Origin of the sequence: Variovorax sp. J31P207 (assembly GCF_030316965.1) — a bacterium.
GTDB lineage: Bacteria > Pseudomonadota > Gammaproteobacteria > Burkholderiales > Burkholderiaceae_C > Variovorax > Variovorax ginsengisoli_B.
Window position 1 is genome coordinate 284192 of the sequence record NZ_JASZYN010000003.1, and the last position, 12517, is coordinate 296708.

Annotated in this window: 10 protein-coding genes; 8 read left to right on the forward strand and 2 right to left on the reverse strand. The window is 69.1% G+C overall.

Translation table 11 applies throughout. From position 1 onward, the window contains the following. Positions 1–130 precede the first annotated feature (130 nt). A complete protein-coding gene (locus tag QTI68_RS12530; protein ID WP_286521860.1) occupies positions 131–3457 on the forward strand; it encodes a PAS domain S-box protein in 3327 nt (1108 codons plus the stop codon). A gap of 204 nt (positions 3458–3661) precedes the next feature. Next, positions 3662–5083, forward strand: a complete 1422-nt coding sequence (locus tag QTI68_RS12535; RefSeq protein WP_286521861.1) for an FAD-binding oxidoreductase — start codon at positions 3662–3664, stop codon at positions 5081–5083. Between the two features lie 51 nt (positions 5084–5134). On the opposite strand, the gene QTI68_RS12540 is transcribed toward QTI68_RS12535, so the two are convergent. Further along, positions 5135–6103, reverse strand: coding sequence for a hypothetical protein (locus QTI68_RS12540; protein ID WP_286521862.1), 969 nt, complete (start codon positions 6101–6103; stop codon positions 5135–5137). Between the two features lie 96 nt (positions 6104–6199). Then, on the reverse strand, positions 6200–7618 hold the full coding sequence (locus tag QTI68_RS12545) for a tetratricopeptide repeat protein (protein ID WP_286521863.1): 1419 nt from the start codon (positions 7616–7618) through the stop codon (positions 6200–6202). A gap of 113 nt (positions 7619–7731) precedes the next feature. Here QTI68_RS12545 and QTI68_RS12550 point away from each other — a divergent pair, with 113 nt between their 5' ends. The 6 genes from QTI68_RS12550 (at position 7732) to rplW (ending at position 12516) form a co-directional block, all read left to right on the forward strand. Further along, positions 7732–8457, forward strand: coding sequence for a response regulator (locus QTI68_RS12550; RefSeq protein WP_286521864.1), 726 nt, complete (start codon positions 7732–7734; stop codon positions 8455–8457). A 147-nt stretch (positions 8458–8604) separates the two neighbouring features. Beyond that, positions 8605–10182, forward strand: coding sequence for a hypothetical protein (locus tag QTI68_RS12555; protein ID WP_286521865.1), 1578 nt, complete (start codon positions 8605–8607; stop codon positions 10180–10182). After that, entirely contained in the window at positions 10158–10664 is a 507-nt protein-coding gene (locus QTI68_RS12560) for a hypothetical protein (RefSeq protein WP_286521866.1), read from the forward strand. The genes QTI68_RS12555 and QTI68_RS12560 overlap by 25 nt, the downstream gene beginning before the upstream one ends. A 219-nt stretch (positions 10665–10883) precedes the next feature. After that, positions 10884–11564 (forward strand): 50S ribosomal protein L3, encoded by a 681-nt coding sequence (rplC, locus tag QTI68_RS12565; protein ID WP_286370945.1) that lies wholly within the window; start codon positions 10884–10886, stop codon positions 11562–11564. Then, a complete protein-coding gene (gene rplD / locus QTI68_RS12570; RefSeq protein ID WP_286370946.1) occupies positions 11564–12184 on the forward strand; it encodes a 50S ribosomal protein L4 in 621 nt (206 codons plus the stop codon). Before rplC ends, rplD begins: the two co-directional genes overlap by 1 nt. A gap of 5 nt (positions 12185–12189) precedes the next feature. Then, positions 12190–12516 (forward strand): 50S ribosomal protein L23, encoded by a 327-nt coding sequence (gene rplW, locus QTI68_RS12575; RefSeq protein WP_286371177.1) that lies wholly within the window; start codon positions 12190–12192, stop codon positions 12514–12516. Position 12517 lies beyond the last annotated feature (1 nt).

The window sequence follows — 12517 nt, forward strand, 5'->3', positions numbered from 1 at the left end:
CCACAGCAATGTGGGCGGGCCTTTTTCATTTCGGCTTCCCGCCGGGTGATCGCGTATCCGCCATGTAACCGCGCGGTATCGCCAAGGCAATGACGCAGCGCGCCTGCCCGCGGCGGCCTAGACTGCGGGCATGGCCCCGGACCGCCGACTTCGCGCCACCGACACCCCCGCGTGGACCGACGCGGCCGAGGCGATGTATCGCGCCGCGCGGGCCGTGGCCGGCGCCCATGGCCCGGGCACCATGGCGGCGCTGGTCCAGGAACTGGCGCAGATCCTGGGCGTGGCGACCGTCTTCGTGGCGGTCTTCACCGACGGCACGCGGAGCACCTTGCGCACGCTGGCCGCCGTGCTCGACGGCAAGATCCTGCGCAACTTCGACTATCCGCTGCAGGGCTCGCCGTGCGCCCAGGTGGTCGGCCGGGCCTTTCGCTTCGTCGCCTCCGGCGTCGCCCGCGAATTCCCGCCGGGCACGATGTTCGCGGCCAAGGGCATGGATTCGTATGCCGCCTTTCCGCTGAACGACAGCGACGGCCGTCCGCTCGGACTGCTGGTGGCGATGGACCCCCGGCCGATCGAGGACGCGGTGCTGGCCGAGGCCCTGCTGAAGATCTTCGCCAGCCGCCTGATCGCCGAGATCGAGCGCAGCAGCGCCGACGAAGCCCTGCGCGCGGCGGCGCTGGCCGTCTCGGCGGCCAGCGGCCGATCGGTCTTTGCGGAGCTGGCGCGCTACCTGGCGACGATCCTGGACGTCGAGATGGCGTTCATCTCCCGCCACCAGTCCGACGACGACGCCACCTTGCACATGCTGGCGATGGTGAGCGACGGCGAGGTGCGCGAAGGCTACCGCTACCCGATCCAGGGCACCCCGTGCGAGCACGTGCTCGGCCAGCAGTTCTGCGTCTATCCGTCGAACCTGCACACGCTGTTCGCGCTCGACCAGGACGACCGGCTGCTCGGCGCCGAAGGCTATGCCGGCCTGCCCCTGAACGACGCCCACGGGCGGCCGCTCGGCACCATCGGCATCGTCTCGCGCCATGCGCTGACCAACATCGAACGCATCGAGTCGATGCTGCGAATCTTCGCCGGACGGGCCGCGGCAGAGATCGAGCAGCTGGGCGCCCGCGAGGCGCTGCAGCGCTCGGAGGCCAGCTACCGTGCCATCTTCGAAGCGTCCGAGGACGCGATCTTCATCCTCGACTGGTCGAGCGGCGAAATCCTCGACGCCAACCCGAAGGCCTGCGAGGCCTACGGCTGCAGCCGCGACGATCTGTGCCGGCTGTCGCTGGCCGACCTGCGCTCGGGCGAGGCGCCCTATACGGCCGAGCAGGGGCTGGCCCACATGCAGCTGGCCAAGCTCGGGCGCTGCCCGCCCTTCGAGTGGCATCGGCGCGGCCCCGACGGTGCGCTGCGCTGGGACGAAGTCCGGCTGAAGCCGGCCATGATCGACGGGCGCCATCACGTCGTGGCCTTCACGCGCGACATCACCGAACGCAAGGAGGCGTTGGCGGCGTTGCGTGCCAGCGAGGCGCAGTACCGCGGCATCTTCAACGCCTCGGCCGATGCGCTGGTGCTGCGCGCCGCCAACTTCGCCATCGTCGACGCCAACGCCACCTACGAGCGCATGAGCGGCTTCCGGCTGTCCGAGGTCCTGGGCGTCGACCGGGTGCTGGCCAACCCGCCCGAGATCATGGCCACGATCCGGGCCCTGCACGATCAGGCGCTGGCCGGTGAGCCGATCCGGCTCGAGACCGAGCTGCTGCGGCGCGACGGCGAGCGCTACGACCTCGAACTGCGCGGCGTGCCGGTGCTGCATCGCGGCGAGCCGCACGTGCTCTACATCGGGCGCGACATGACGCAGAGCAAGCGCGCCGAACGCGCGCTGCGCAACAGCGAGGAGCAGTACCGGGCGATCTTCAACGCCTCCGCCGACGGGCTGGTGGTGCGCGATGCCGGCTACCGCGCGGTCGACGTGAATCCGGCCTACCTGGCGATGAGCGGCTATGCGCGCGACGAGGTGCTGAGCGCGACCCGGGTCCTGACGCAGCCCGACCCAGCGTTGCAGCAGCGCCACCGGGCCCAGCATGCCGACATCCTGGCCGGCCGGCCGGTGCGCTTCGAGGTGCCGGGCGTGCGCAAGGACGGCAGCCCCTTCTACCTGGAGGTCAGCGGCATGCCGCTGACCTACCGGGGCGAGCCGCACGTGCTGTATGCGGCGCGGGACATCACGCAGCGCAAGGCCGCCGAGGCGGAGCGAGAGCGGCTCGAGGCCCAGCTGCGCCAGGCCCAGAAGATGGAAGCCATCGGCCAGCTGACCGGCGGTATCGCGCACGACTTCAACAACATCCTGACCAGCGTCATCGGCTACCTGGTGCTGGGCCAGGAGCGCGCCGAGACCCTGGGCGATGCCCGGCTCCAGCGCCAGCTGGGGCAGGCGCAGCTCGCGGCCCAGCGCGCCCGCGAGCTGATCGCCCAGATGCTGGCCTTCGCGCGGCGCCAGCGCGGCCAGCGCCGCACCCTGGCCCTGGGCCCGCTGGTCGACCAGACGCTGCAGCTGCTGCGCGCCACGCTGCCGGCCTCGGTGTCGCTGGACTTCGCCACGCCGCCGGCCGCCGGCGGCGACGCGCTGCTGGTTGCGGCCGATGCGGTGCACCTCGAGCAGGTGCTCTTCAACCTGTGCATCAACGCGCGCGACGCCATCACCGGGTCGGGCTGGATCCGGGTGCGGCTCGGCCGCCGCGGCGGCGCCTGGACCTGCGCATCGTGCCGTGCCCACGTCGACGCCGGCCACTGGGTCGAGGTCAGCGTCGCCGACAGCGGCGGGGGCATCGCGCCGGACCTGCTCGAACGCATCTTCGAGCCCTTCACCTCGAGCAAGGAGGTCGGCCGCGGCTCGGGCATGGGCCTGGCGATGGTGCACGGCATCGTGCACGACCATGGCGGCCACGTGCTCGTCGAGACCGCGCCGGGCGCCGGCTCGGTGTTTCGCGTGCTGCTGCCGCCCGCCACCGGCGCGGCGGCGGACGCGCCCGGCGCGCCGGACGTCCCGGCGACCGGTGAGGCGCTCTGCGCGCGGGTGATGGTGGTCGACGACGAAGTCATGGTCGGCGACTTCATGGTCGAACTGCTGTCGGGCTGGGGCCTCGAGGTGGTGCTGCAGCGCAGTCCGCTGGACGCGCTGTCCTGGCTGGAGGACAGCAGCCAGCCGCTCGACTTGCTGATCACCGACCAGACCATGCCGCAGCTCGACGGCCTGCAGCTCGCCCAGCGAGCCACCGGCCTGCGGCCCCACCTGCCGGTGCTGCTCTACACCGGCAACGCCGACGGCATCGACGAAGCGGCGGCCAGGCGCCATGGCGTCTGCGGCGTGCTGCACAAGCCGATCGACAACCAGGCCCTGCATGCGCTGATGAAGGCGTGCCTCGGCAAGGCGCGCCGCGGCCCCTGCTCGGGCGCATGAGGACAGGGCCGGCGGATACCGGCCCGATACAAAGGCGCGGCGCCGCGACACGCGGCGAATACCGCGGCCTCGCAGACTGCGTTTGCACGTCGTGGCACCGCGCATTCCGCCCGGACGACGGCGATGTTCGCTTCGGCAGTGCGGCCGGACGCTGCGCGATGCGCGAACGCTGGTTCCGGCCGCACCGACGAGGAGAGCATTTTCATGGTCGACTTTCAAACCCCCCAAGGCGGCACGATCGGCATTGCCGACGCGCCCATCGCAGCGCTGCGCGACTCGCTGCGCGGCAGCCTGTTGCTGCCTGAAGACGCTGGCTACGACGCCGCTCGCTCGCTGTGGAACGCCATGATCGACCGCCGGCCGGCGGCGATCGTGCGCGCCGCGGGCGCCGCCGACGTCATGCAGGCGGTGAACTTCGCGCGCGAGAACAAGCTGTTGCTGGCGGTCAAGGGCGCCGGCCACAACATCGCCGGCAAGGCCGCGTGCGATGGCGGGCTGATGCTCGACCTGTCGGCGATGAAATCGGTGCGGGTCGACCCGGTCGCCCGCATGGCACGGGTGGAGCCCGGCGCGCTGTTGTCCGACTTCGACCGCGAGACGCAGGCTTTCGGGCTGTCCACGCCGACCGGCATCAACTCGACCACCGGCATGGCCGGGCTCACGCTCGGCGGCGGCTTCGGCTGGCAAAGCCGCAAGCGCGGGCTGACCATCGACAACCTCCAGTCCGTCGACATGGTGCTCGCGTCCGGCGAGCTGGTGCAGGCCAGCGCGACGCAGAACCCCGATCTGTTCTGGGCCGTGCGCGGCGGCGGCGGCAACTTCGGCGTCGTCACCTCGTTCGAGTACCGCCTGCATCCGCTCGGCCCGCAGGTGCTGGCCGGGCTGATCGTCTATCCGTTCGCCCAGGCCAGGCAGGTGTTCGACGGCTATCGCAAGTTCACCGCCGCGGCCAGCGACGACATGACGGCCTGGATGGTGATGCGCAAGGCGCCTCCGCTGCCCTTCCTGCCGGCGGAGGTGCATGGCAAGGAAGTGATCGTGGTCGCCTTCTGCTGGATCGGGGAGCCTGCCCAGGGCGAGGCCATGGCCCAGACCTTGCGCAGCTTCGGCACGCCCGTCGGCGAGCACGTGGGACCGATGCCCTTCGCCGGCTGGCAGACCGCCTTCGACCCGCTGCTGCAGCCGGGCGCGCGCAACTACTGGAAGTCGCACGACTTCAAGATGCTGAACGCCGATGTCGAGCGCATCCTGTGCGATGCCATCGTCAAGCTGCCGACCGAAGAATGCGAGGCCTTCATCGGGCACCTGGGCGGCCAGGTCAACCGGACGGCGGTGGCCGACACGGCCTACCCCCACCGCGATGCCGAGTTCGTGCTCAACGTCCACACCCGCTGGCGCGATGCCGGCGACGACCGCCGGTGCATCGACTGGGCGCGCGGGCTCTTCGATGCGCTGACGCCGCATGCCACCGGTGGGGTGTACGTGAACTTCATGCCGGAGGACGAGGCCCAGCGCGTGGCGACCGGCGCCTACGGGTCGAACTATGCGCGGCTGGCAGCGCTGAAGGCGCGCTATGACCCGACCAACCTCTTCAGCCAGAACCAGAACATCCTGCCCAAGGCCTGAGCCATCCCGCCCGCCACGCCCGGGGTCGCAGGGCGTGGCGGGCCAGGGGGGTCAGGCGGCCATCGGAAGCGGCATCTCCGGATGCCGCGGCATCGCGTAGGCCAGTGGTGCCAGCGCGCTCTTGATGCGTTCGCCCTGCGCCTCGTCGAGCATCGGGAACAGCACCTGCTGGAAGCGCGGCGCCATCACCCCCGAGACGATGTATTGCCAGCGGTAAGCCTTCAGCATCGTGTCGTGGATCTGCGCCTGCTGCGCGTCGCTGAAGAGCGTGCCGGCGATGGCGCAGAAATAGCGCGCGTCGGCCATGGCCTGCGCCTGCAGGATGCCGTCGACCGCGCCGACCAGCGCGATCAGGTCGTCGACCGCGGCATCGCGCTCGGCGGCGCCGAGCCGCGCGTTCTCGGCGACGAACTCGAGCTCGTCGAGAATCGCGTGCTGCGACTCCTCGCGCCAGTGGAACAGGAGCACGTCCTTCCACAGCGGCGACAGGTTGGCATCCGGTTCGATGCTGGCGCGGTAGTGCGCCAGCGTGAACAGCTCGATGTCGAGGGTCAATGCCAGCACGGCCCAACTGCTCTTGCCCAGCACGGCCTGCGCCACCGCGTTCGGTTGCGCGGTCATGACGTAGCCGGCCGGCATGTCGGCCGCCATCATCTCTTCCAGGCAGCGGAACAGCGCCTGGTGCTTGATTTCCTCGTCGGCCATGCGGACCAGCGCTTCCAGCGCCACCTGGTCGCCGAAGACGTGTTCGCGGCTCAGGTCGATGACCTTCGACGAGATGAACCGTTCGGCCAGGCCGAAGATGTAGGCATAGGTGCGGCCTTGCACCTGGCTCATCAGGCGTTCGTCCTCCGGGCTCAGGAACGCCAGTTCGTCGGCCAGGGTCAGGCCCTTCGGCAGGAAGGTCCTGGCGTAGTCGAACTGGCGGCCGCGAATGACGTCGCGCTCGATGTCCCAGCGCACGCGCTTGGACACCTCGATGACCTTGGCGTAGCGGTCGGTGGGGGTGGATGTCGACATGGTGATGCTCCTTTGCTGATGGAAATGGCGGGGCGGTGCCCTGCCGCGTGTCGGCCCGGGGGCCATGCCGGCCCGGTGCGCTTCGGCGCCGCCGGGTCAAGGCATGGCAGGCAGTCTGGTCGGCGCCGGTATCCGCCGTGCATCCGCGGATCGCGGTTGTGTCGCCGTTGTGTAGCGGGCCCGCGAGAGCGGCCGCGACAGCGCCTGTGCCACGCGTTCGCGCAGGCGGGCGTTGAAGGGGCTTTGCGGCCGGCTGGCGACGCGTTCGCCGAGCAGGCGCTGCGCCAGTGCCGGCTGGTGGCCGCGCAGGGCCGCTTCGAGCCAGGTCAGGTGCAGCAGGTCGCACTGCGCGCGGCTGCCGCCGCAACCGCGCGCCAGACGCTGCTGGGCCTGCAGCTGCCGTGCGGCGGCCGCATAGCGCTGCCGGCCGAAGGCGATGAAGGCCTCGCACACCGGCAACGCCGCGTCATGCACGGCCCGCCGCAGGTCCGGCGCCTTCCGCGCGCAGTCGCGCAGCGTGTCGAGCAGGCGGCGGGCGCTGGCCCAGCGCTGCGTGGCGACGAAGGCGAGCATGGCGTGCACGTCGTTGAAGGGCCGCAGGCCGGTGGTGGCGCGATCCTCCCAGGCGTCGGCGACCCGCTGCCAGCGGTCCGACACGTCCTGGCCCCGCAGGTGCAGGCGCCACAACAGGGCCGAGCTGTCGACCAGGGTGGCGGTGTCCGGATCGCGGCAGTCCATCAGCCGGCGGTCGAGGATGCCCAGCACGGCGCCGAGATCGCCCTGGTCGAGGCGGAACAGCGATTCGTGCCAGGACAGGTGGGTGGCGAAGGCGGGGCTGTCGGACCAGACGCCGCGCGTGTGGTCGAGCCAGGCGGCGCCGTCGGCGCTGCGCCCCTGCATTTCGAGCGCATGCGCCACGGCGTGCACCGCACCGCACTGGCGGGGTTCGATGCGCAGCGCCTCGCGCCCGACCGCGTCGGCCGACACCGGGTCGGCCGTCTCGGCCAGGCCGAAGGCGTACATCGCCAGCATGTGGCCGTAGCCGGGCTCGTCGGGGTGCCAGTGCCGCAGGGCCGCGACGATGCGCGCGCGCAGCCACTCGGTGCGGCCGAACTGGAGATCGCCGAAATGGGCCACACGCAAGGCCAGCGTGTCTTTCGGGTCGGCTGCGGCGATCTCGCCGTACAGGCGCAGCGATCGCGCCATGTCCTTGTCCAGCCAGGCCTGGGCGGCGGCGAAATGGGCGCGTTCGCGCTCGCTGGCCCGCGCCAGGTGCGCGCGGGCGGTCTGCAAGGTGGCGCCGAGCGCCGGCAGCGCGTCCTCGCGGGAGGCCATCACCAGCCCCGCCGCGCGCAGGCAGTGCGCGGCGGCGAAATCGGGCCGCGCCCGAAGCACCGGTTCGATGACGGCCTGCGGATTTCCCTGCCCGGCATGCAGCAGTTCGAGCGCCTGCCGGCAGGCCGCGGCGGCGGCGGCATCGTCGAACTCGGTGGCGGGCTGCGGAGCGCGTTGCATGGGCCCACTTTGCGGGCCGCTGGTATCGGGCGTGCATCCGTCGGGTGCTGCCGTGTAGCCGTTGCGTAGCGCGCCACTGGTGCAATCGCGACCCCTCGGCGCAGAATCGCGCCATGGACGCGACCGCCCGTCTGCTGATCGTCGACGATGATCCGTCGGTGCGCGCGATGCTGCGCGAGTACCTCGAAGACCACGCCTTCCGCGTCGCCGAGGCCGGCAGCGGTGCCGAGATGCGCGAGCGCATCGAGCGCGAGCTGCCCGACGCCGTGCTGCTCGATATCCGCCTGCCGGGCGAGGACGGCCTCAGCCTGGCCAAGTACCTGCGCGAGCACTACGACCTCGGCATCATCATGGTCACGGCCTCGGGTGACGTGATCGACCGGGTGGTCGGGCTGGAGCTCGGGGCCGACGACTACATCGCCAAGCCTTTCGATCCGCGCGAGCTGCTGGCGCGGGTGAAGAGCGTGTTGCGCCGGCTGCAGGCCAAGCCTCCGGCGGAAGCCCCGCCGCCTGCCGCGCCCAAGGGGGCGCGGCAGCGTTTCGGCCGTTGCGAGCTCGACATCGACGCCCGCCGCCTGTTCGAGTCCGACGGCGCGGAAGTGGCCATGACCGCGATGGAGTACGAGCTGCTCCGGGTGTTTCTCGCCAATCCGAACCGCGTGCTGTCGCGCGACCAGTTGCTGATGCACACGCGCAACCGCGAGTGGGAGCCATTCGACCGCTCGATCGACATCCGCATCGGACGCCTGCGCCGCAAGATCGAGCCCGAGCCGGCCGGCGAACCGCGCTGCATCCGCACGGTGCGCAACGCCGGCTACATGTTCGTGCCGGACGGCTAGCGAACAAAAGAATTCGAGTGAAAAAGTGTCGAAAAGTGTCTAAAAAACCAGAAAAGTCTGAAATTTGATAGGATCAGGAGGAATGTGAATTGGGAATTTTCGGATATTGATGGAAGATCAGTCGAAAATTCCATCAGGGAGTTCCGAATGCAGGCAGTGTGGGCAAGGCGAAGCGTGGCAGTGATGGCGGTGGCGATGCTCGCGGCCTGCGGTGGTGGTGGTGGCGGCGGAGGAGGCTTCGCCGGGTTTCCGGCTGCCAGCAGCACGGTCACACTGAGCGGCACGGCGACCTACGTGTCGATTCCCAACCCCAATGGGGCGCTGGTCTACGGCCAGGCAACGCCCAAGCCGATCCGCGGCGCCAGCGTCGAGATCGTCAGCGGCGCCTCCGCGGCGGTGATCGCAACCGCGACCACCGATGCCAACGGCGCCTATTCGGTCAGCCTGCCCTCGAGCACCCAGGTGCTGGTCCGCATCAAGGCGCAGATGACCCAGGGCGGATCGGGCGCCACCTGGGATGTGACGGTGCGCGACAACACGCAGTCCGATGCCATCTTCGCGCTCGAGACGCCGTCGTTCTCCACCGGCATCGCGGCCGTCACGCGCGACGTCCAGGCGCCGTCCGGCTGGGACGGCAGCCGCTATGCCTCGACCCGGGTGGCCGCACCGTTCGCGGTGCTCGACACCGTCTACGCGGCGCAGGCCAAGATGCTGTCGGTCGCGCCCGCCACGGCGTTCCCGGCGCTGAAGCTCTACTGGAGTGCCAACAACGTGCCGGCGGTCGGCAATCCTGCACTCGGGCAGATCGGCACCACCTCGTTCACGATGAGCAACGGCGCCCGGGCCATCTACGTGCTGGGCAAGGAAAACGTCGATACCGACGAATACGACGCCTCGGTCGTCGCCCATGAATGGGGGCACTACTACCAGTCGGCCTTCAGCCGCGACGACTCGCCGGGCGGCAGCCATGCCCTGACCGACAAGCTCGACCGGCGCGCGGCCTTTTCCGAAGGGTGGGGCAATGCCTGGTCGGGCATCGCCCTGGCGCGCAACAACTACACCGATTCGGTTGGCCAGGCCCAGGGGCAGGGCGCCAACATCGACCTGACGGCCAGCGGTGTCGCCGGCCCCGGGTGGTTCCGCGAAGCCTCCGTCCATTCGATCCTCTGGCGCCTGAACAGCCAGGTCGGCTTCAAGCCGATCAACGACACGCTGACCAGCGCGGCGTTCAAGAACGGCGTGGCCGTGACCTCGATCCATCCGTTTACTGCCGCCTTCGGGCTCGCGGCCCCGGGCAGCGTTTCGGTGCTGGCCGGCCTGCTGTCCGGCGAGCAGATCAGCGCCGCCGCGAACGATCCCTTCGGCGTCAACGAAACGAACGATGGCAGTGTCGCCGGCGTGCTGCCGATGTACCGGCCGGCCACCGTCGGCGGCTCGACCACGGCCTGCGTCACCAATGCGGCGGGCGCCGGCAACAAGCTCGGCAGCTACGTCTACCTGCGCTTTTCGTTGCCAAGCGCCGGAACCCGCACGATCACGGTCTCCGGTCCGTCCGCCGCCGATCCGGATTTCGCGGTCTACGCCGGCCGCCAAGTCGACGAAAGCCTGGGATTCGGCGTCAGCGAGACCAAGGCGGTCAGCCTGCCGGCCGGCGACAACGTTCTGGTGATCAACGACTACAACAACTCCTCGGCCAACACATGTTTCAACGTCAGCATCCAGTGATAACCGCAGCGGCCCTGGCCTGCGCCCTGGCGCTGGCCCTGCCCTTGACCGCCAGCGCGGCCGGTCCGGCCGGCAAGGCGATGACCACCGCGCCGATGAAGTCCAACGGATCCGGCGTCCAGGTCCAGTACCGGGTCGACGGCACGCCCGAGGCCGGCCGTCCGGTGGCGGTGGTGCTCGGCTTCGACGGCATCGCCGCCGCGGGCGCCACGGTCCGGATCGCGACCGAGGGCGGCCTGGCGCTCTCGGGCACCGAAACCACCCGCAGCCTGCCGGCGGGGCAGGCCACCACCTGGACCGTCGAGGTGCTGCCGGCCGCCACCGGCATCGGCTACCTGAACGTCTTCACGACCCAGGGCGGGGCGACCAGCGCCACGTCGATCCCGGTGTCCGTGGGCAAGCCGTCGGCCACCATGCCGGCCAGCGGGGCGCTCAAGCAGTCGACAGACGGCGAAAAGATCCTGCCGATGCAGGTGAAATAGGGCCGCCTGGGGCCTGCGCCGGCCCCTCTTGCGTCCTCTCCCGTTCGCGGGCTATAATCTTCGGCTCTGCCTAACTTGCGTCTTTCTTGGCGCTCGTTAGAGCAGAGTGCAGAAACTTTACCAACCCTCTTTCGTGGGCCAACGTTCGTCGCCGGCCCAACGCTGTCGCCAATTGAAGTGGCAGCGGCGGAAGAGGACTTCCATTTTTGGAGAAAACAAATGAGTCTGAGCAACTCCCTCGGGTTGCTGGGCCGCAAGGTGGGGATGATGCGTCTCTTCACCGATGACGGGGACGCAGTTCCTGTCACGGTGGTGGATGTGTCCAACAACCGCGTGACCCAGATCAAAACCCAAGAGACCGATGGCTACGTCGCCCTGCAAGTGACGTTCGGTTCGCGCAAAGCATCGCGCGTGACCAAGCCGGCAGCAGGCCACCTCGCCAAGGCGGGTGTCGAAGCCGGTGAAATCATCCAGGAATTCCGCGTGACCGCCGATACGGCCGGTCAGCACAAGGCCGGTGGCGTCATTGCCGCGGCCAGCGTGTTCGCGGTGGGCCAGAAGGTCGACGTGCAAGGCACCTCGATCGGCAAGGGCTACGCTGGCACCATCAAGCGCCACAACATGAGCTCGCAGCGCGCGTCGCACGGCAACAGCCGTTCGCACAACGTGCCCGGCTCGATCGGCATGGCGCAGGATCCTGGTCGCGTGTTCCCCGGCAAGCGCATGACGGGCCACCTCGGCGACGTCACCGTGACGACCCAGAACCTCGACGTGATCCGCATCGACGAAGCACGTCAACTGCTTCTGATCAAGGGCGCGATCCCCGGCTCGAAGGGTGGCTTCGTCACCGTGCGTCCGGCCGTCAAGGCCAAGCCGCAAGCCGCTGAAGGAGCCAAGTAATGGAACTCGAACTCCTGAACGAACAAGGCCAGGCCGCGTCGAAGTACGACGCCCCCGAGACCGTGTTCGGCCGTGACTACAACGAAGACCTGGTTCACCAGATCGTCGTCGCATTCCAGGCCAACGCCCGCCAAGGCACGCGCGCCCAGAAGGACCGCGAGCAGGTCAAGCACTCGACCAAGAAGCCTTTCAAGCAAAAGGGAACGGGCCGCGCCCGTGCCGGTATGACGTCCTCGCCGCTGTGGCGCGGGGGTGGCCGGATCTTCCCGAACATGCCTGACGAAAACTTCTCGCAGAAGATCAACAAGAAGATGTACCGCGCCGGCATGGCGTCGATCTTCTCGCAGCTCGCTCGCGAAGGCCGTCTGGCCGTGGTCGATTCGTTGACCGTCGATTCGCCCAAGACCAAGGCGCTGGCCGCCAAGTTCAAGGCGATGAACCTCGAGTCCGTGCTCGTGATTGCCGAAGAAGTCGACGAGAACCTGTACCTGGCCTCGCGCAATCTCGTCAACGTGCTCGTGGTCGAGCCGCGCTACGCCGATCCGGTGTCGCTGGTCCACTACAAGAAGGTGCTGGTCACCAAGGGTGCGGTCGACAAGCTCAAGGAGATGTTCGCATGAGCCGCATGAACCCTACGCCCAAGCAGCGTCAGTTCGACGAAGGTCGCCTGATGAACGTGCTGGTCGCCCCGGTCGTGTCCGAAAAGGCCACGATGGTCGGCGAGAAGTCCAACGCCGTCACCTTCAAGGTGCTGCAGGACGCCACCAAGCCTGAGATCAAGGCCGCTGTTGAACTGATGTTCAAGGTCGAAGTCAAGGGCGTGTCGGTGCTCAATACCAAGGGCAAGTCCAAGCGCTTCGGAAAGTCCATGGGTCGCCGCGACAACGTTCGCAAGGCCTATGTCACGCTGAAGGCTGGTCAAGAGCTCAACCTCGTCGGGGAAGGCGCTTAAT

Bases quoted from the DNA above. Each gene is read 5' to 3' on its own strand.
- QTI68_RS12530 (WP_286521860.1), top strand. From the start codon at position 131: ATGGCCCCGGACCGCCGACTTCGCGCCACCGACACCCCCGCGTGGACC.
- QTI68_RS12535 (WP_286521861.1), top strand. From the start codon at position 3,662: ATGGTCGACTTTCAAACCCCCCAAGGCGGCACGATCGGCATTGCCGAC.
- QTI68_RS12540 (WP_286521862.1), bottom strand. From the start codon at position 6,103: ATGTCGACATCCACCCCCACCGACCGCTACGCCAAGGTCATCGAGGTG.
- QTI68_RS12545 (WP_286521863.1), bottom strand. From the start codon at position 7,618: ATGCAACGCGCTCCGCAGCCCGCCACCGAGTTCGACGATGCCGCCGCC.
- QTI68_RS12550 (WP_286521864.1), top strand. From the start codon at position 7,732: ATGGACGCGACCGCCCGTCTGCTGATCGTCGACGATGATCCGTCGGTG.
- QTI68_RS12555 (WP_286521865.1), top strand. From the start codon at position 8,605: ATGCAGGCAGTGTGGGCAAGGCGAAGCGTGGCAGTGATGGCGGTGGCG.
- QTI68_RS12560 (WP_286521866.1), top strand. From the start codon at position 10,158: ATGTTTCAACGTCAGCATCCAGTGATAACCGCAGCGGCCCTGGCCTGC.
- rplC (WP_286370945.1), top strand. From the start codon at position 10,884: ATGAGTCTGAGCAACTCCCTCGGGTTGCTGGGCCGCAAGGTGGGGATG.
- rplD (WP_286370946.1), top strand. From the start codon at position 11,564: ATGGAACTCGAACTCCTGAACGAACAAGGCCAGGCCGCGTCGAAGTAC.
- rplW (WP_286371177.1), top strand. From the start codon at position 12,190: ATGAACCCTACGCCCAAGCAGCGTCAGTTCGACGAAGGTCGCCTGATG.